The sequence below is a fragment of the Planococcus sp. CP5-4_YE genome (assembly GCF_019042655.1).
GTDB lineage: Bacteria > Bacillota > Bacilli > Bacillales_A > Planococcaceae > Planococcus.
This window is the reverse complement of sequence record NZ_JAHPZO010000003.1, coordinates 73,457-92,124: the sequence shown is the minus strand read 5'-3', so window position 1 is coordinate 92,124 and position 18,668 is coordinate 73,457. Positions and strand designations below refer to the sequence as shown.

General features: G+C 49.8%; 16 protein-coding genes. 15 read left to right on the top strand and 1 reads right to left on the bottom strand.

The window, feature by feature from the left end:
• Positions 1–6: 6 nt before the first annotated feature.
• The 12 genes from yqiS (at position 7) to KTG14_RS04785 (ending at position 15,088) form a co-directional block, all read left to right on the top strand.
• The gene (gene yqiS, locus KTG14_RS04840) at positions 7–939 is read left to right on the top strand and encodes a phosphate butyryltransferase (RefSeq protein ID WP_308461992.1); all 933 of its coding nucleotides are present in this window, start codon (positions 7–9) and stop codon (positions 937–939) included.
• Positions 940–1,031: 92 nt separating this feature from the next.
• The gene (locus KTG14_RS04835; protein ID WP_216969879.1) at positions 1,032–2,132 is read left to right on the top strand and encodes a Leu/Phe/Val dehydrogenase; all 1,101 of its coding nucleotides are present in this window, start codon (positions 1,032–1,034) and stop codon (positions 2,130–2,132) included.
• A gap of 28 nt (positions 2,133–2,160) precedes the next feature.
• Positions 2,161–3,246 carry a butyrate kinase gene (gene buk / locus KTG14_RS04830; RefSeq protein ID WP_216969877.1) on the top strand — a complete coding sequence of 362 codons (1,086 nt, stop codon included), beginning with the start codon at positions 2,161–2,163 and terminating at the stop codon, positions 3,244–3,246.
• A gap of 24 nt (positions 3,247–3,270) precedes the next feature.
• The gene (gene lpdA / locus KTG14_RS04825; RefSeq protein ID WP_216969875.1) at positions 3,271–4,698 is read left to right on the top strand and encodes a dihydrolipoyl dehydrogenase; all 1,428 of its coding nucleotides are present in this window, start codon (positions 3,271–3,273) and stop codon (positions 4,696–4,698) included.
• Between the two features lie 13 nt (positions 4,699–4,711).
• Positions 4,712–5,716, top strand: coding sequence for a thiamine pyrophosphate-dependent dehydrogenase E1 component subunit alpha (locus tag KTG14_RS04820; RefSeq protein ID WP_216969873.1), 1,005 nt, complete (start codon positions 4,712–4,714; stop codon positions 5,714–5,716).
• A complete protein-coding gene (locus KTG14_RS04815; RefSeq protein WP_068462099.1) occupies positions 5,716–6,699 on the top strand; it encodes an alpha-ketoacid dehydrogenase subunit beta in 984 nt (327 codons plus the stop codon). The genes KTG14_RS04820 and KTG14_RS04815 overlap by 1 nt, the downstream gene beginning before the upstream one ends.
• Positions 6,700–7,181: 482 nt before the next feature.
• Positions 7,182–8,528: a dihydrolipoamide acetyltransferase family protein gene (locus KTG14_RS04810; RefSeq protein ID WP_216969870.1), complete on the top strand. Its 1,347-nt coding sequence runs from the start codon at positions 7,182–7,184 to the stop codon at positions 8,526–8,528.
• 98 nt (positions 8,529–8,626) lie between these two features.
• The gene (locus KTG14_RS04805; RefSeq protein ID WP_216969868.1) at positions 8,627–10,321 is read left to right on the top strand and encodes a methylmalonyl-CoA mutase family protein; all 1,695 of its coding nucleotides are present in this window, start codon (positions 8,627–8,629) and stop codon (positions 10,319–10,321) included.
• Positions 10,322–12,469, top strand: coding sequence for a methylmalonyl-CoA mutase (scpA, locus tag KTG14_RS04800; protein ID WP_211654047.1), 2,148 nt, complete (start codon positions 10,322–10,324; stop codon positions 12,467–12,469).
• Entirely contained in the window at positions 12,469–13,536 is a 1,068-nt protein-coding gene (gene meaB / locus KTG14_RS04795) for a methylmalonyl Co-A mutase-associated GTPase MeaB (RefSeq protein WP_216969867.1), read from the top strand. The genes scpA and meaB overlap by 1 nt, the downstream gene beginning before the upstream one ends.
• Before the next feature lie 65 nt (positions 13,537–13,601).
• Entirely contained in the window at positions 13,602–14,042 is a 441-nt protein-coding gene (locus tag KTG14_RS04790; RefSeq protein ID WP_216969865.1) for a BrxA/BrxB family bacilliredoxin, read from the top strand.
• 53 nt (positions 14,043–14,095) lie between these two features.
• The gene (locus KTG14_RS04785) at positions 14,096–15,088 is read left to right on the top strand and encodes an aromatic acid exporter family protein (RefSeq protein WP_216969862.1); all 993 of its coding nucleotides are present in this window, start codon (positions 14,096–14,098) and stop codon (positions 15,086–15,088) included.
• A gap of 113 nt (positions 15,089–15,201) precedes the next feature.
• Here the strand turns inward: KTG14_RS04785 and prli42 are convergent, their stop codons facing one another.
• The gene (prli42, locus tag KTG14_RS04780; protein ID WP_156889046.1) at positions 15,202–15,297 is read right to left on the bottom strand and encodes a stressosome-associated protein Prli42; all 96 of its coding nucleotides are present in this window, start codon (positions 15,295–15,297) and stop codon (positions 15,202–15,204) included.
• 165 nt (positions 15,298–15,462) lie between these two features.
• Between prli42 and mce the strand changes: the two genes are divergently transcribed.
• From mce to KTG14_RS04765, 3 genes are all read left to right on the top strand, one after another.
• On the top strand, positions 15,463–15,861 hold the full coding sequence (gene mce, locus KTG14_RS04775) for a methylmalonyl-CoA epimerase (RefSeq protein WP_068462108.1): 399 nt from the start codon (positions 15,463–15,465) through the stop codon (positions 15,859–15,861).
• 15 nt (positions 15,862–15,876) lie between these two features.
• Entirely contained in the window at positions 15,877–17,418 is a 1,542-nt protein-coding gene (locus KTG14_RS04770) for an acyl-CoA carboxylase subunit beta (RefSeq protein WP_216969860.1), read from the top strand.
• Between the two features lie 122 nt (positions 17,419–17,540).
• The gene (locus KTG14_RS04765) at positions 17,541–18,659 is read left to right on the top strand and encodes a M20/M25/M40 family metallo-hydrolase (RefSeq protein WP_216969858.1); all 1,119 of its coding nucleotides are present in this window, start codon (positions 17,541–17,543) and stop codon (positions 18,657–18,659) included.
• The last annotated feature ends 9 nt before the right edge of the window (positions 18,660–18,668 follow it).

Genomic DNA, 18,668 nt, shown 5'->3' with positions numbered 1-18,668 from the left:
GTTTTAATTAAAAAGAATGAGGTGATAAATATGACCACTTTGCAGAACATCGTCGATGAAATCGACTTGCAGGACGAGCACGCTGTCGCGGTGGCAGCAGCTGCTGACCACGCAGTAATGGAAGCCATTTCATTGGCGCTCGATCAGAACCTGGCAAGCTTTCATCTCTACGATGATGAAGCAACATTGAAGCAATTGATCGCTGAGGATTTCCCGCATTTGAAAGGGCATCCGAAATTGTGGATCCATAATGTAAAAGGGCCAAACCTAGCAGCAAAAGAAGCTGTAAGGGCTGTTTTCATGAATGACGCCAGCGTCTTGATGAAAGGGCATATCCCGACCGCGACCTTGATGAAAGCCGCACTCAACGCTGATTATGGCCTTCGTACAGGTTCGGTGTTATCCCATGTAGCAGCGTTTGAAGTCGATGGTTACGACCGGCTCATTTTTGTGACCGATGCCGGCATGAACATCGAACCGTCGCTCCAAGAGAAAGCGCAGATCATTCGCAATGCCGTACAAGTGGCACGGGCGACCGGAGTCGAGCTGCCGATTGTCGCAGCACTTGCTGCGGTGGAAGTTGTCAATCCGGCGATGCAGGCCACGTTGGATGCTGCGGCGCTGACTGCGATGAACAAACGCGGGCAGATTACGGGTTGTATCGTTGACGGTCCGCTGGCTCTAGATAATGCCATCTCGGTTGAAGCGGCTAAGCATAAGCGCATCGATGGAGATACAGCAGGGCATGCAGATATTTTGCTGGTTCCGAATATCGAAGCCGGCAATATCCTCTATAAATCATTAGTATATTTTTCGAAAGCCAAAGTCGGCGGCATCATCGCGGGCGCTAAAGCGCCAATCGTGTTGACATCACGCGCCGACAGTGCAGAAAGTAAATTATTTTCTCTCGCTTTAGCCTTGCGCTCAGCGACTTTATAAAGAGCAGCTTCAACTCAAGAAAACCCTTGAAGGACGGCGGCCACTAAACTTATAAGCAATAAAACAGTATAAATCACTAGGAGGAATTTACGATGGAAATTTTCAAAAAAATGGAAGAACACGATTACGAACAATTGGTATTTTGCCAAGATAAAAATTCTGGGCTAAAAGCCATCATCTGCATCCACGATACGACGCTTGGGCCAGCACTTGGCGGCACGCGCATGTGGAACTACGAAACTGAAGAAGAAGCGATTGAAGACGCAATTCGTCTAGGGCGCGGCATGACTTACAAAAACGCAGCAGCCGGCCTTAACCTCGGTGGCGGAAAAACCGTTATTATCGGCGATCCATTGAAAGATAAAAATGAAGAAATGTTCCGTGCTTTTGGCCGTTTCATCCAAGGCTTGAACGGGCGTTATATCACAGCTGAAGATGTGGGCACAACTGTCGCTGACATGGACATAATCCACGAAGAAACTGATTTTGTTACAGGTATCTCACCAGCATTCGGTTCATCAGGCAACCCGTCACCTGTCACTGCATACGGCGCATACATCGGCATGAAAGCAGCTGCTATGGAAGCTTACGGCGACGATTCGCTTGAAGGCAAAACAATAGCCGTGCAAGGTGTCGGAAACGTGGCTTACCCGCTATGCGAGTACTTGCACAAAGAAGGTGCGAAATTGATTGTCACTGACATCAACAAAGAAGCGGTTCAACGTGCTGTTGAAGCATTCGGCGCAACGGCTGTCGAGCCGAACGAAATCTATTCAGTAGATGCGGATATCTTCGCACCGTGTGCAATGGGTGCCATCATCAACGATGAGACAATTCCACAATTGAAAGTGAAAGTGGTCGCAGGATCTGCAAATAACCAATTGAAAGAACAGCGCCACGGCGATGAACTCGAAGCACGCGGCATCGTTTACGCACCGGACTTTGTCATCAACTCGGGCGGTGTCATCAACGTAGCGGATGAACTTTACGGCTACAATAACGAACGGGCGATGAAGCGCGTCGAAACGATTTATGACAGCATTACACGCATTTTCGAAATTGCTAAACGCGACGGGATTCCAAGCTATATCGCAGCTGACCGCATGGCGGAAGAACGCATTGAGCGCGTACGCAACTCAAGAAGCCAATTCTTGCGCAGTGGCCACGGCCATGACATTTTAAGCAGACGCTAAGATTGAAGGAAGAAACGGAGGAATCGATGTGCAAAAACAGCTGAATCGAATTCTGGTCATCAATCCCGGCTCAACTTCGACAAAGATCGGCGTTTTTGACAACGATGTCCAGATCCTTGAAAAGACTATCCGCCACTCGACAGAAGAGCTGGCGGATTTCCCTGCCATTATTGACCAGTTTCAATTTCGAAAACAAAATATATTAGAAGCGCTTGATGAAGAAGGTATGAACGTATCCAAACTGTCTGCCGTATGCGGAAGAGGCGGGTTGCTGCGTCCAATTGAGGGCGGAACCTATGCCGTCAACGAAGCGATGCTGGAAGATTTGCGCGAAGGCTATTCCGGCCAACACGCCTCAAATCTCGGCGGCATCATCGCCCATGAAATTGCTGAAGGTCTCAACATTCCGGCATTTATCGTCGACCCGGTTGTCGTCGATGAATTGTCGCCTGTTGCACGCATTTCGGGCTTTTCATTGATCGAACGAAAATCAATCTTTCATGCTCTGAATCAGAAGGCAGTCGCAAGGCGCTATGCCAAGGAATCAGGGCGCGCTTATAAAGACCTGCGCCTCATTGTCACGCATATGGGAGGCGGCATCACGGTCGGCGTTCACGAAGACGGCAAAGTCATCGATGTCAATAACGGCTTGCATGGCGACGGCCCTTTTAGCCCAGAGCGGGCAGGGACGGTGCCGGCAGGTGATTTGGTCGAATTGTGCTTTTCCGGACAATATTATCGGGATGAAATCATGAAAAAACTCGTCGGGCAAGGCGGCTTAGTTGGCTATCTTGGCACGAATGACGCCGTGACAGTCGAAAAACGCATACAAAAAGGCGATAAAGAAGCAACGTTGATATATGAGGCAATGGCGTATCAAGTAGCACGTGAAATCGGCTCTGCAAGCGCCGTTTTAAAAGGGCAAGTCGATGCCATCATTTTAACGGGTGGTTTAGCTTATGGTAAAGAATTCGTCAAAACCATATCAGACCGAATTTCCTGGATTGCAGATGTCGTGGTCCATCCCGGTGAAAACGAATTGCAAGCGCTCGCGGAAGGCGCTAGCCGCGTACTCGACGGCGAAGAACAAGCTCGGATTTATCCGAACGGTTAATCATTCCAAAGGAGGAATACCCTAATGGCTCAAAATTATGATGTCGTCATTCTAGGCGGCGGTACGGGCGGTTATGTAGCGGCTATCCGCTCAGCACAGCTCGGCCTTAAAACTGCGATTGTCGAAAAAGGCAAACTGGGCGGCACATGCCTGCACCAAGGCTGTATCCCGAGTAAAGCATTGCTTCGCAGTGCAGAAGTATACGCAACGACCAAAAATCACGCTGCTGATTTTGGCGTCAATACTGGAGAGGTATCGCTCGATTTCTCGCGCGTGCAACAGCGCAAACAAGGAATTGTCGATCAACTTCACGCAGGCGTCCAAGGCTTGATGAAAAAAGGCAAAATCGATGTGTATGAAGGCATTGGCCGCATTCTCGGGCCGTCAATTTTCTCGCCAAACCCAGGAACGATTTCTGTCGAAATGAATAACGGCGAAGAAAACGAAATGCTCATCCCGAACAACGTCATCATTGCCACTGGTTCACGTCCACGTACTTTGCCAGGCCTTGATATCGACGGCGAAATGGTCATGAGTTCAGAAGAGGCGCTTGCGATGACTGAACTGCCGAAATCCATTTTGATTGTCGGCGGTGGCGTCATCGGAATCGAATGGGCATCGATGCTCAACGATTTCGGTGTTGAAGTGACAGTGCTCGAATACGCAGACCGCATCATCCCGACTGAAGACAAAGACATTTCCAAAGAAATGCTGAAATTGTTGAAGAAAAAAGGCGTGAAGTTCGCGACAAGCGCGAAAGTCTTGTCGGAAACGGTGGAAAAAGGCGAGGGCCAAGTATCCATCCAAGCTGAAATCAATGGCAGCAATGAAACTTTTACTGCTGAAAAAATGCTGGTGTCTGTCGGACGCCAAGCGAATGTGGAGAATATCGGCATTGAAAATACCGATATCTTGGTTGAAAAAGGCTTTATTCAAGTGAAAAAGACCTTCCAAACAAAAGAATCTCATATCTATGCGATCGGCGACGTCATCGGCGGCATGCAACTTGCGCACGTGGCCTCACACGAAGGCATTACCGCGATTGAGCATATTAAAGGCAATGAGCCACATGCCATCAACTACGATCTTGTGTCCCGCTGCATTTACTCGAATCCAGAGGCTGCAAGTGTCGGTATCACGGAAGACCAGGCAAAAGAGCAAGGTTATGAACTGAAAACCGGGAAATTCTCCTTTAAAGCGATTGGCAAAGCGCTGGTCTACGGTGAATCAGATGGTTTTGTGAAAATTATCGCCGATAAAAACACCAATGATATTCTCGGTGTCCATATGATCGGTCCACATGTAACGGACATGATTTCAGAAGCAGGTCTCGCTATGGTTCTTGATGCAACTCCTTGGGAAATTGCAGATACCATTCACCCCCACCCGACGCTATCAGAGGTCATGGGCGAAGCAGCTTTGGCCGTAGACGGCAAAGCAATTCATAGTTAAAGGAGGAAATTCAATGGCTACGAAACACGAAGAAGTAGGTTTGACAAACGAAGATGTCCTAAATATTTACGAAACAATGTTGACGGCACGTCGCGTCGATGAACGCATGTGGCTCTTAAACCGTGCAGGTAAAATTCCATTCGTTATCTCTTGCCAAGGCCAGGAGGCTGCACAAGTCGGAGCGGCTTATGCGCTTGACAACACGAAAGATTACGTCGCGCCATATTACCGCGATCTTGGGGTGGTCATCCATTTCGGCATGACGCCGAAAGACTTGATGCTATCAGCATTCGCTAAAGCAGAAGACCCGAACTCGGGCGGCCGCCAGATGCCTGGACATTTCGGTCAGAAGAAAAACCGCATCCTGACAGGTTCTTCACCGGTAACAACGCAGTTGCCACATGCAGTAGGTGTAGCTCTTGCCGGTAAAATGAAGAAAAAAGATTTCATTACATTCAATACACTGGGAGAAGGTTCTTCTAACCAAGGTGATTTCCACGAAGGCTTGAACTTTGCAGGTGTCCATAAATTGCCGGTCATTACAATGGTCGAAAATAACCGCTACGCCATTTCCGTTCCTTTCGAACGCCAAGTGGCAAGTAAAAATGTTTCGGATCGTGCGGCTAGCTACGGCATGCCAGGCGTAACGATTGATGGAAACGACCCAATTGAAGTTTATAAACACGTAAAAGAAGCAGCGGACCGCGCACGCAACGGCGAAGGCCCAAGCTTGATTGAAACAGTGTCAGAGCGCATGACGGCCCACTCGTCTGATGATGATCACCGTCAATACCGTTCAGCTGACGAACTTGCGGCACAAAAAGAAAAAGACCCAATCCTATTGTTCGGTGCTTATTTGAAAGAAAACGGCATCATGAACGATGAGCTTGAAAAAGAAATCAATGACCGCATTATGGTATTGGTCAATGAAGCAACGGATTATGCAGAAAATGCACCATATGCACCAGCAGAAAGTGCAATGGAGCATGTCTATGCTGAAGAAGGAGGAAACGAATAATGGCAGTTATGAGTTATATCGATGCCATCACGCTCGCCATGAAAGAAGAAATGGCACGTGACGAAAACGTTTTCGTACTCGGGGAAGATGTCGGGAAAAAAGGCGGCGTCTTCAAAGCGACACAAGGTCTTTACGATGAATTCGGCGAAGACCGCGTAGTCGATACGCCGCTTGCGGAATCAGCCATTGCTGGAGTCGGAATCGGAGCGGCTATGTATGGCTTGCGTCCAGTTGCCGAGTTCCAATTCGCAGATTTCATCATGCCAGCCGTTAACCAAATCATCTCGGAAGCTTCCCGCATCCGCTATCGCTCGAACAACGACTGGTCATGCCCGATCGTCTTCCGCGCACCATTCGGCGGCGGCGTTCACGGTGCACTCTACCATTCACAATCAGTTGAAGCGGTATTCGCTAACCAGCCGGGACTTAAAATCGTCATCCCATCCACACCGTATGACGCAAAAGGCCTGTTAAAAGCAGCGATCCGCGATGAAGATCCTGTTATGTTCTTCGAGCACAAGCGCGCCTATCGCCTAATCAAAGGCGAAGTACCGGAAGACGATTACACAATCGAAATCGGTAAAGCTGACGTTAAACGCGAAGGAGAAGACATCACTGTCATCACATACGGCCTAGCAGTCCACTTCGCCTTGCAAGCAGCAGAACGTCTTGCTGAAGATGGCTACTCTGTCCACATTTTGGATCTTCGCACGATCTATCCATTGGACAAAGAAGGCATCATCGAAGCAGCGAAAAAGACCGGGAAAGTCTTACTTGTCACAGAAGACAACAAAGAAGGAAGCATCATCGGCGAAGTGGCAGCGATCATCGCTGAAAACTGCCTATTCGACCTTGACGCGCCGATCAAGCGCCTTGCAGGACCGGACATTCCGGCAATGCCATACGCACCGACCATGGAGAAATTCTTCATGATCAACCCGGACAAAGTAGAAAAAGCCATGAGAGAACTAGCCGAGTTTTAAGAAGAAAAGCGCAGTTGCCCGTCTAGTCCCGACAAGCGCTGGAGGTCACGCCAGCACTGGCGCTCTTTGCCAGTGCAGGCGGGAACGAAGCGACCTCGAGGGGCTGGGCAACGGAGCTGGACAAAGGAAAAGCGGAAATGGCCGTTTAGCGTCGAAAGGCATAAGACAAACCGGCGAAGCGGCGTTCTTTGCCGCACAGCCGGGATGGCTTATGACCCGAGAAGCTGGCCATTGCAGCTAGACAGAAGAAAAGCGCAGTTGCCCGTCTAGTCCCGACAAGCGCTGGAGGTCACGCCAGCACTGGCGCTCTTTGCCAGTGCAGGTGGGGCCGAAGCGACCTCGAGGGGCTGGGCAACGGAGCTGGACAGAAGAAAAGCGGAAATGGCCGGTAAGGTTCGACAGGCATAGGCCCAAGAAACTAGCCTTGAACGCATAACCCTTATAAATGAATATGCATTACAGATTGAAAAGGAGGAATCCCTTTGGCTATTGAAAAAATAACGATGCCCCAACTTGGCGAAAGTGTAACAGAAGGCACGATCGAAAAATGGCTCGTCCAGCCAGGCGACCATGTCAACAAGTATGACCCGTTGGCAGAAGTCAATACCGATAAAGTAACCGCAGAAGTTCCTTCATCCTTTACAGGAACGATCAAAGAATTGATCGCTTCTGAAGGTGATACATTGGAAGTGGGCGAAGTGGTCTGCACAATCGAGACAGAAGGCGGAGATTCTGCCCCAGTTGAAGAAGCAAAACCTGCTGAAGGCGAAAAAGCCAACGAAATGCCAGCTGCAGGAGCCGCGCCGACGAAGAAACTTGAAGGCGAAAAAGGTTCTGCAAAACCAGCGAAGCCACAAGGCGGAAAAGCGCGTTATTCGCCAGCCGTTCTTCGCCTAGCCCAAGATCACGACATCGACTTGAACCAAGTCAAAGGATCTGGAAACGAAGGCCGCATCACTCGCAAAGACTTGATGCAATTGATCGATAGCGGAAATATCCCACAAGCTGGCGGCGAGACTGCACAAGCGCCGCAAGCGGCTGAAACAGCTGAACCTGTTCAGCAAGCTGCGCCGCAACAAGCACCGAAAGCACCAGCTGCCAAGGAAGAATCAATCGAATCGGCTCCTGGCGATATCGAAATCCCTGTCACCGGCGTGCGCAAAGCGATTGCAGCGAATATGCTCAAGAGCAAGCACGAAGCACCGCATGCTTGGATGATGATCGAAGTCGACGTGACGGACCTTGCGCAATTCCGCGATTCCATCAAAGGCGATTTCAAGAAAAAGGAAGGATTCAACATCACGTATTTTGCATTCTTCGTCAAAGCGATCTCACAAGCTTTAAAAGAGTTCCCAATGATGAACTCGATGTGGGCTGGAGACAAGATCATCCAGAAAAAAGACATCAACATTTCAATCGCTGTCGCTTCTGACAATGCCTTGTTCGTCCCAGTTATCAAGAACGCTGACGAAAAATCAGCGAAAGGCATCGGCCGTGAAATCAACGAGTTGGCGCAAAAAGCGCGTACAGGCAAGTTGAAGTCGGCAGATATGCAAGGCGGGACGTTCACTGTCAACAACACCGGTTCGTTCGGTTCGATCCAGTCGATGGGGATTATCAACCACCCGCAAGCTGCAATTATCCAAGTCGAGTCGATCGTTAAGCGCCCGGTCATCATGGATGGCGGAATGATCGCTGCACGCGACATGGTTAATTTGTGCCTATCACTTGACCACCGTGTACTCGATGGCCTCGTTTGTGGTCAATTCCTGGCACGTGTCAAAGAGATTCTTGAAAAAATGAACAAAGACAATACTTCGGTTTATTGATGAAAAGTTTGGAGTCTTCGGACTTCAAGCTTTTTTTTCTTTCAGTAACTTGCTGTGTCAGGTAAAATGGAAACAGAAAGCTTTGAGGAGGGAATAGTTTGACGATTGAACCGATGAAAAACATTCAGTTTCCTGAGCGTACATACGAGGAATGGAAACAAGCAGCGGAAGCTGCACTGAAAGGGAAAGATTTTGAAAAGGTGATGAAAACCCAGACTATTGAGGACATTACCCTTGAACCCCTCTATACAAAAGATATGTTGGAACGCACGGTAACTGATGTGGATGCCCAAGTAGCTGCTGTCCAAAGTGCAAAGTACGGCCTTTCCTGGATCGTAGCGCAGGAAATCACAGCGCACGATGCTGAACAATTTTTAGCCGTGACAGAAGATGATTTGTCACGTGGCAATGAAGCAGTCGTCTATTCCGGTGCGCAGCCTTTCAACTGGACCGAAGCGCAACTAGAACAGCTTGCAGGCTTGATCGTCCGCTATCCAATTTATTTCAAAGTAACAGAAGATGCAGATCCGATTTTGCGTGTATTCGAGCGGTTAACTGCCGAACAGCGTGCAAGCGTGCAAGGCGTCATTTTCACGGAAGAGCCAATTCAGGTACCTGAAAATGTCCGTACTGGGTTGATCGATACACTGCCGACGCACAATGCCGGAGGGACGATTATTCATGAACTTGGCGTAGCGCTTAGCATGATGGCTGAAGCGCTGGACCAGCAGAATTTCGAAACAGCGGCGAAGAGCTTTTGGGTGCGTTTTGCAGTCGACACTCACTTCTACCAGGAAATTTCCAAAATACGGGCGTTCCGTGTATTATGGCAGGCATTCTGCTCCGCCTACGGCAAACAAGCGCCGCGCATTCCGGTGTTCACGGAAACGTCGGTGCGTTCGTATTCCAAACTGGACCCTTATGTCAATTTACTGCGGGCAGGCAATGCGACTTTTTCCGCAGTGCTAGCGGGAACGGATGGCCATACCGTACATCCGCATGATTTCCTGACAGTTCCGACTGGCTCAAGCCGGCGCATCGCACGCAATGTGCAATTGGTCATTAAGGAAGAATCCCATGTTTCGCATGTCATCGATGCTGCAGCTGGATCTTATTACATCGAAAGCCTGACGCGTGAATACGTCGATGCAGCCTGGAGCTACTTCTTGGAAATACAGGAAGCAGGAGGCTATTCTACAGTGAAGCGGACTGGCTGGCTGACAGACGACATTCAAGCCAAATGGCTCGATCGCGAGCAGCAAGTGGCCAACCGCAAAGCTTCGTTGATCGGCACGAATATTTACGCCAATCCACAAGAACCGGTGAAAGACGCAAAAATCGATACAGCCCATTTGGAGTATATGACAGCCAAACGCTTGGCGACACCATTCGAAAAATTACGCGCGAAAAGCCGCGAAACGAGCGTCAAATCGGCGGTTATCTTGTTGGAGCCATTAAAAGCCGTGAAACCGCAGGCAGATTTTGTACAAGGTTTCCTATCCGTCGCAGGAATCGAACCCGAGATCAGCCCGTATCTTTCATCCGCTGATGAAGTGAACCGATACATCCGTTCTGAAGAGCTCGACTACGCCGTTCTATGCGGAAGCCGTGAAACCTTCGACAAGATCATTCCGCAACTCGATGCGAAAGCGGCGATCGACGTTGCCGGTAAAATCGATGTGGATCTCTTAAAGAATTGGGAAGAAAACGGCATCCGTGACTCCCTTTATGCCGGCAAACCGTTAATTGACAAATTGGAAGCCATTTTGTCACTTGGAAAGGAGGCGCTGTAAATGACGACACCTGATTTTACGAAAATTGACGTTACAAAACTCGATACGGCTAAATTGGGCGACCGGGATGAGAGCGCTTTTATGACCAATGAAGGCATTGCCGTGAAACCGTTTTATTCTTCGAAAGACTTGAAGAAAGAACAAACGAGCTATCCGGGATTTGCGCCGAACGTCCGCGGGCCCTACCCGACGATGTACGTGTCACGGCCATGGACTGTGCGCCAGTATGCCGGCTTCTCGACAGCTGAAGAAAGCAACGCCTTTTACCGCCGCAATTTGGCGATGGGGCAAAAAGGCTTGTCAGTGGCATTCGATCTCGCGACGCACCGCGGCTATGATTCCGACCACCCGCGCGTTGTCGGCGATGTTGGTAAAGCAGGGGTAGCCATCGATAGCGTCGAAGACATGAAAATTTTGTTCGACGGCATCCCGCTTGACCAAATGTCGGTTTCGATGACGATGAATGGTGCAGTGGTGCCGATCATGGCATTTTTCATTGTTGCTGCAGAAGAACAGGGCGTATCCCCCGAACAATTAGCGGGCACGATCCAAAACGATATTTTGAAAGAATACATGGTGCGTAACACGTATATCTACCCTCCGGCGATGTCAATGCAGATCATTGCGGATATCTTTAAATACACATCTGACCATATGCCGAAATTCAACTCAATTTCCATTTCGGGTTACCATATCCAAGAAGCGGGAGCTACGGCGGATATCGAACTTGCCTATACTTTAGCAGATGGCTTGGAATACGTCCGGACCGGGTTGGATGCAGGAATCGGCATCGACCAGTTCGCGCCGCGCCTGTCATTCTTTTGGGGCATCGGCATGAACTATTTCATGGAAGTCGCAAAAATGCGGGCTGGACGTGAAATCTGGGCGAAGATGATGAAGAGCTTCGATCCGCAAAATGCCAAATCCTTGGCGCTCCGCACACATTCCCAAACTTCGGGGTGGAGCTTGACCGAGCAAGACCCGTTCAATAACGTAACGCGCACGCTGCTGGAAGCGAATGCGGCGGCGATGGGCCATACGCAATCCTTGCACACAAATGCACTCGATGAGGCGATTGCCTTGCCGACCGATTTCTCCGCACGCATTGCGCGTAATACGCAATTATTCCTTCAGGAAGAAACCTTGATGAACAACACGATCGATCCGTGGGGTGGTTCGTATTACGTCGAAAAATTGACCGAAGAATTGATGGAAAAAGCCTGGACATTAATAGAAGAAGTCGAGGAACTAGGCGGCATGGCGAAAGCGATTGAAACGGGCCTTCCGAAAATGCGCATCGAGGAAGCGGCTGCGAAAAAGCAAGCGCAAATCGATTCGAATGAGGAAACGATCATCGGCGTCAACCGCTACCGTCTCGATGAGGAAGACCCAATCGATATTTTGAATATCGACAATACAATGGTTCGTAAAAAGCAGATCGAGCGACTCGACCGGATGCGTGATACGCGCGACCAGAAAAAAGTAGAGAAAGCGCTGTTGGAGCTGACAAAAGCGGCTGAAACTGGAGAAGACAATATTCTCGCCTGCGCGATTGAAGCAGCGCGCCACCGAGCATCACTCGGCGAAATTTCGGATGCGATCGAAAAAGCTTCCGGCAGGCATAAGGCGGTGATCCGTTCCGTGAGTGGTGTGTACAGTTCAAACTTCTCCAACCAGGAAGAAATGCAGATCGTTAAACAAATGACGGAAGAATTCATTGACAATGAAGGCCGCCGCCCGCGGATCTTAATCGCCAAGATGGGCCAGGACGGGCACGATCGCGGCGCGAAAGTCATTTCGACCGCGTTTGCCGACCTCGGCTTTGATGTCGACATCGGGCCATTGTTCCAAACTCCGGCAGAAACAGCACAACAGGCAGCGGAAAACGATGTCCATGTCATTGGTGTCAGCTCGCTCGCGGCTGGCCACATGACACTTGTGCCGGATCTCGCGGCAGAGTTAAAAAAAGTGGGGCGCGAAGATATTTTGATCGTCGTTGGCGGTGTTATTCCTGCACAGGATTATGAATTCCTGCGCAATAACGGCGCAAGCGCTATCTTTGGGCCGGGGACGGTTATTCCGGTTGCTGCCCAAAAAGTCATTGAAGAAATCTATGCACGCCTCGGGTACGAGGAAGAGGCAGACTGATGGACCGCGAGAAGCAGTCCAGACAGGTCATGTCGGGTGTTTCGGATAAGCACGATGGCATGAAGGCATTGCCACGGAAAAAATTCAAAAAGCCCAGCACGGGCCAATTTAACTTAAGTGAGTTAGCGAGCGGAGTAGAAAGCGGATCACGCCTGCACTTAGGGAAGGCGATCACCTTGCTTGAAAGCACCAACCACGAGCATAAAAAGCGCGGCCAGGAATTATTAAATGCGCTGCTGCCAAAAACGGGCAAGAGCATCCGCATCGGCATCACCGGAGTTCCGGGAGCCGGCAAAAGCACGTTTATCGAAACCTTTGGGACGATGCTGACAGAACTTGGCCACCGGGTGGCGGTACTTGCAATCGACCCGAGTTCCTCGCGTACCGGCGGCAGCATACTCGGCGACAAAACGCGCATGGAAGAACTGGCGCGAAACCCTAAAGCGTTCATCCGGCCGTCACCAACGGCAGGAACGCTCGGCGGCGTCCATAAAAAGACGCGTGAGACGATGCTCTTATGTGAAGCGGCAGGTTACGACGTGATTTTGGTGGAAACGGTCGGTGTCGGGCAAAGCGAGACGCTCGTACGCGGCATGGTCGATATGTTCCTGTTACTTGTATTAACGGGTGCTGGAGACGAATTACAGGGCATGAAAAAAGGCATCCTGGAATTGGCGGATGCGATGATTGTCCATAAAGCCGACCGCGACAATTTGCCGCTCGCCAAGAAAACCGTGCGGGAATACAAGCAGATGCTGCATTTTTTACAGCCTGCAACAGAAGGATGGACGACACGCCCGTTGGCTGTCTCATCCATTGAAGGAACCGGCATGCAGGAAGTCTGGGATATGGTAAAGGAATTTGAGCAAGCAGTTCAAGAAAGCGGCTATTGGAACACTAGGCGTCAGGAACAGACACGCGATTGGTTCCATTCGATGATCACCGATGAATTGCTTGGCCGTTTCTACGGGGATCCTGAGCGCAAACAGCAGGTGAAAGACATGGAACAGCGCATCCTTGATGACCGATTGACGGTCGCGCAAGCGGTCACGGAGCTGTTCAAGTAAGCTTTTTTGCAACTGTGCCGCTGTCCTGATATGATAAGGACAGCAATAATGAAGGAGTGGTACAGATGAGCATGGATTTTAATTTTCTGATGAATGATATTGTTACACAAGCCCGCCAAGAACTAACAAATGGTGGCTATACACAGCTTGAAACAGCTGAAGACGTGCAAGAGGCTTTCGCTAAACCCGGCACGAGCCTTGTCATGATTAACTCAGTATGCGGATGTGCAGGCGGCATCGCACGCCCGGCTGCTCTTCACTCGGTCCATTATGATAAACGCCCGGATCACTTGTATACGGTGTTTGCCGGCCAAGACAAAGAAGCAACAGCACAAGCGCGTGATTTGTTCGGCGATGACCATTTGCCATCTTCACCATCGTTCGCTTTCCTGAAAGATGGAAAATTAGTGGATGAAATCGGCCGCCACGAAATCGAAGGGCACGATCCGATGTCGGTCATTACACATATCCAATCCATTTTCGAAGAGCATTGCGAAGAAATGTAAGGAAAAATGCCCCCGGCAGCGGGGGCATTTTTGTATTTTGAGGGGAGACGCCTATGAAACTGAAACCTTATCGCATTGGCTATCGGACCATGAAAACAGCTCTCGGGGCCGCCATTGCCATTTATTTGGCCCAGTTGATTGGACTCGAATATTATGTATCGGCCGGCATCTTGACAATCCTATGCATCCAGCCCACAAAAAAGAAGTCGGTTCGTGCCGCGTTCTCCCGCTTTGTGGCGAGCATGATCGCCGTCGGATTTGCCTTAGTCTTTTTCGAACTGGGCACTTACAATCCTGTGGTACTCGGAATCATGATCTTGCTGTTCATTCCAGTGCTTGTGAGTCTTGGCTTTTCGGATGGTTTTGTATCCAGTGCAGTTATTTTAATGCATCTATATGACGCGAAGAATTTGACGATGGGGTTATTCCTCAATGAAGTCCTGTTAATGGTGATCGGTTTCGGTACAGCACTGATCGTTAATATGTACATGCCAAGCATTGAGAAAAAACTCGATCGGTACAGGGAAGACGTGGAGCGTTTGTATTCGACGATTTTCCGGGAAACGACCATTTTCCTGCGCCACGGCGAATCTGGTTGGACCGGCAAGGAATTGATGGAATCGGAAAAGCTGATCGATAAAGCTAAGGCGCTCGCCTATCAGGATGTTGAGAACCATTTACTGCGCCACGAAAACAAGTATTACCATTATTTCGATATGCGAGAGCAGCAGCTTCAAATCATCGAACGGATCTTGCCGACAATCACAGCACTCCCAGTGATTGTCGGGCAGACCCAGCTGGTCGCTGACTTTCTGGAAGACTTATCGGAACATGTCCATTCCGGTAATACGGCTGACCAATACATCACCAAACTGGACCAGTTGAAAGCGAATTTTGCTGATATGCCGCTGCCGGACACGCATGAGAAATTCCTGGCAATGGCCGATCTGAATGCCATCATTCAAGAGATGGAAACATATTTGGAGATCAAGCAAAGTTATAAGGGCTTCCATAATAAAAAAGGGCTGAACCCCAGCCCAGTTTAAAAATAACAGCCGAGAGAGTCATGTTCTCTCGGCTGTTTATTTTTCTGTGAAACAAAAAAAGGGCACCCAACCGCATACTGCATACGTTGTAGATGACCTTTCGCACCTTCATATTAAATGACGAAGCTTAAGCCCATCATCAGGCTCGACAGCAGCATCAATCCGACCATTGCGTAGACAATGACTTTACGGAAAGCTTGGTTTCTCATGGATAGCATAGCTCCTTTATTCCTGTACTTTGAAAGAATCATACCACATCCGGGCAAGATTTTAAACTGCCAGCTTTGCCGTTTTCTTAATATTCGATAACAACTAGAGTTTTTGCCTTTGAATGGGTACAATAAAGAGGAAGCTAAAAAAGGAAGTGAATAAGGATGAAGAAAGTCGATCATATCGGAATCGCGGTCAAAGATTTAGAGCAGGTCTTGCCTTATTACACAGAGACACTCGGGTGCCCGTTGATGAAAATTGAGGAAGTCGAAGGGCAGAAAGTGAAAGTGGCGTTCATCGATGCCGGCAACATCAAGCTGGAATTACTCGAGCCGATGAGCGAAGACAGCCCGATCCATAAATTCATCGAGAAAAAAGGCGAAGGCATCCATCATATCGCATTCGGTGTCGACGGCATTGAAGAACGCATGGCGGAACTTCGTGAAAACGGTGTCAAATTATTGAGTGATGAACCGAAACCGGGTGCGGGCGGGGCAATGGTCGCTTTTTTGCACCCGAAATCATCAAACGGCGTCTTGTACGAACTTTGCGAAAAGAAGTGACAGAGGAGTGGGGAAATGGACATTTATGAACGCATCAATGAGTTGTATGACAGAAAAAGAGAAATCGAACTGGGGGGCGGAGAAGCCCGGATCGATAAGCAGCACGAAAAAGGCAAACTGACCGCACGCGAACGCATCGACTTGTTGCTCGATGAAGACAGCTTTGTCGAACTGAGCCCATTTGTTGAACACCGGACGACTGACTTTGGCATGGCTAAAGGGCCAGGCGAAGGCGTCGTTACTGGATACGGGAAAGTAAACGGCCGCCCAATTTACTTGTTTTCACAGGATTTCACCGTTTTTGGCGGCGCATTGGGTGAAATGCACGCGAAAAAAATCGCCAACGTCATGGACATGGCGGCAAAAAACGGCGCTCCGTTTATCGGTTTGAACGATTCCGGCGGCGCCCGCATCCAGGAAGGCGTATTATCGCTTGATGGCTACGGACATATTTTCTACCGCAATTCGATTTATTCGGGAGTCATCCCGCAAATCTCCGTGATCATGGGGCCATCTGCAGGCGGAGCTGTCTATTCTCCGGCCATCACCGATTTTGTCTTCATGGTCGACAAAACGAGCCAGATGTTTATCACCGGACCGAAAGTCATCGAAACGGTCACCGGAGAAAAAATCTCCTCTGAGGATCTCGGGGGATCACGTGTACATACCGCCATCAGCGGAAACGCCCATTTCCGTTCAGGTTCAGAACAGGAAGTTCTCGAAATGGTGCGCCAATTAGTTAGCTATTTGCCGCAGAACAATCAGGAAATGCCGCCACGCCTTGAAGTCGACAATGAAGACGATTACCGTCCGGATCTGGCCGATATCGTTCCATACGAAGCCATCCGCCCGTACGACGTCCGGAAAGTCGTTGAACAAGTCGTCGACAAAGACAGCTTCATGGAAGTGCAACCGGAATTCGCGCGCAATATCGTCATCGGCCTTGCCCGTATCAAAGGCGAAACGGTGGGGCTCGTGTGCAACCAGCCGAAAGTGATGGCAGGCGGCCTCGATATCGATTCTTCTGATAAAGCAGCGCGGTTCATCCGCTTCTGCGATAGCTTCAATATCCCGCTCATTACATTCGAAGATGTCACTGGATTCTTCCCGGGCATCAAACAAGAACATGGGGGCATCATCCGCCATGGAGCGAAAATCCTTTATGCTTATTCGGAAGCGACCGTCCCGAAAATGACTGTCATTTTGCGCAAAGCATACGGCGGTGCTTACGTGGCGCTTAACTCGAAATCGATCGGCGCGGATTTGGTGTTCTCTTGGCCGAATGCCGAAATCGCGGTCATGGGGCCGAACGGCGCAGCGAATATCATCTTCGCACGTGAAATCGACGCAAGTGACGATCCGGAAGCAACGCGTGCGGCGAAAATCGAAGAATATCGCGAGAAATTCGCAAATCCTTATGTTGCCGCATCACGCGGGATGGTTGATGACGTCATCGACCCACGTGAAACCCGCATCAAACTCATCCAAGCGCTCGAGATGATGCGCAACAAAAAAGACGAACGGCCGAAGAAAAAACACGGCAATATGCCGTTATAAAAGACTTTACGACCAATCTCTTCCTGTTAAAGGGAAGAGATTGATGCGTTTTGCATGAAGTCGACAGGGGCTAAGGCTATAATAGGAACTGGACTAAATGGAATAGAAGAGGAGTTTTTGGAATGAAAACCGATCGCTTATTGGAAGAATTTTTGGAGCTTGTGCAAATCGACTCCGAAACAAAAGAAGAAGCCGCCATTGCGGAAGTGTTGACGAACAAGCTGGAAGCTCTTGGCTTCAGCGTAGTCGAAGACGATTCGAAACAACGCACGGGACACGGCGCAGGAAATTTAGTGGCGACACTTGAAGGTGCGAAAAAAGACGCGCCGCCGATTTATTTCACCGTACATATGGATACAGTCGTCCCAGGCAAAGGCATCAAGCCGGAAGTCCGCGACGGCTATGTATATTCCGACGGCACGACTATCCTCGGGGCTGATGACAAAGCTGGCGTCGCAGCGTTATTGGAACTTGCACGCCATTTGTCAGAAGAAAATGTCGAGCACGGGGATATCCAATTCCTCATCACAGCTGGCGAAGAAAGCGGACTGGTCGGGGCGAAAGAATTCGATGCATCCCTATTGAAAGCGAAATTTGGTTATGCAGTCGATAGCGACGGCCAAGTTGGCGGCATCGTCACATCTGCGCCGAACCAAGCGAAATTATGGACAACAATCTACGGCAAGACCGCCCATGCCGGCGTCGCGCCGGAAAAAGGCGTCTCTGCCATCACCATCGCTTCAAAAGCAATCGCGCGCATGAAACTCGGCCGCATCGATGAAGAGACGACCGCCAACATCGGCCGCTTCGAAGGCGGCAAAGCGACCAACATCGTCTGCGACGAAGTCCATATCTTGTCTGAAGCCCGCTCGATCAGCGAAGACAAATTGGCAGACCAAACGGCGCATATGGAATCCGTGTTCGAAGATATTGCCAAGGAAATGGGCGGTCGTGCGGAAACAGATGTCCAACTCATGTACCCAGGCTTCCGTTTTGATGAAATGGACCCTGTTGTAGATATCGCGAAAACCGCAGCTGATCGCATCGGGCGCCCATCGCCTGTGCTTACAAGCGGAGGCGGAAGTGATGCCAATATCATCAACGGCCACGGCGTCCCGACGGTCAATCTATGTGTCGGCTATGAAGAAATCCACACAACGAACGAACGCATGCCGGTCCTAGAGCTTGAGAAACTGACCGAGCTATTGGTCGAAATCGTCAAAGAAGCAGCCACGCGTTAATCAAACCAT

Excerpts from the sequence above, each read along its gene's own strand:
- lpdA (WP_216969875.1), top strand. The coding sequence starts at position 3,271 with ATGGCTCAAAATTATGATGTCGTCATTCTAGGCGGCGGTACGGGCGGT.
- KTG14_RS04765 (WP_216969858.1), top strand. The coding sequence starts at position 17,541 with ATGAAAACCGATCGCTTATTGGAAGAATTTTTGGAGCTTGTGCAAATC.
- meaB (WP_216969867.1), top strand. The coding sequence starts at position 12,469 with ATGGACCGCGAGAAGCAGTCCAGACAGGTCATGTCGGGTGTTTCGGAT.
- KTG14_RS04770 (WP_216969860.1), top strand. The coding sequence starts at position 15,877 with ATGGACATTTATGAACGCATCAATGAGTTGTATGACAGAAAAAGAGAA.
- KTG14_RS04790 (WP_216969865.1), top strand. The coding sequence starts at position 13,602 with ATGAGCATGGATTTTAATTTTCTGATGAATGATATTGTTACACAAGCC.
- KTG14_RS04820 (WP_216969873.1), top strand. The coding sequence starts at position 4,712 with ATGGCTACGAAACACGAAGAAGTAGGTTTGACAAACGAAGATGTCCTA.
- scpA (WP_211654047.1), top strand. The coding sequence starts at position 10,322 with ATGACGACACCTGATTTTACGAAAATTGACGTTACAAAACTCGATACG.
- KTG14_RS04785 (WP_216969862.1), top strand. The coding sequence starts at position 14,096 with ATGAAACTGAAACCTTATCGCATTGGCTATCGGACCATGAAAACAGCT.
- KTG14_RS04835 (WP_216969879.1), top strand. The coding sequence starts at position 1,032 with ATGGAAATTTTCAAAAAAATGGAAGAACACGATTACGAACAATTGGTA.
- prli42 (WP_156889046.1), bottom strand. The coding sequence starts at position 15,297 with ATGAGAAACCAAGCTTTCCGTAAAGTCATTGTCTACGCAATGGTCGGA.
- KTG14_RS04815 (WP_068462099.1), top strand. The coding sequence starts at position 5,716 with ATGGCAGTTATGAGTTATATCGATGCCATCACGCTCGCCATGAAAGAA.
- mce (WP_068462108.1), top strand. The coding sequence starts at position 15,463 with ATGAAGAAAGTCGATCATATCGGAATCGCGGTCAAAGATTTAGAGCAG.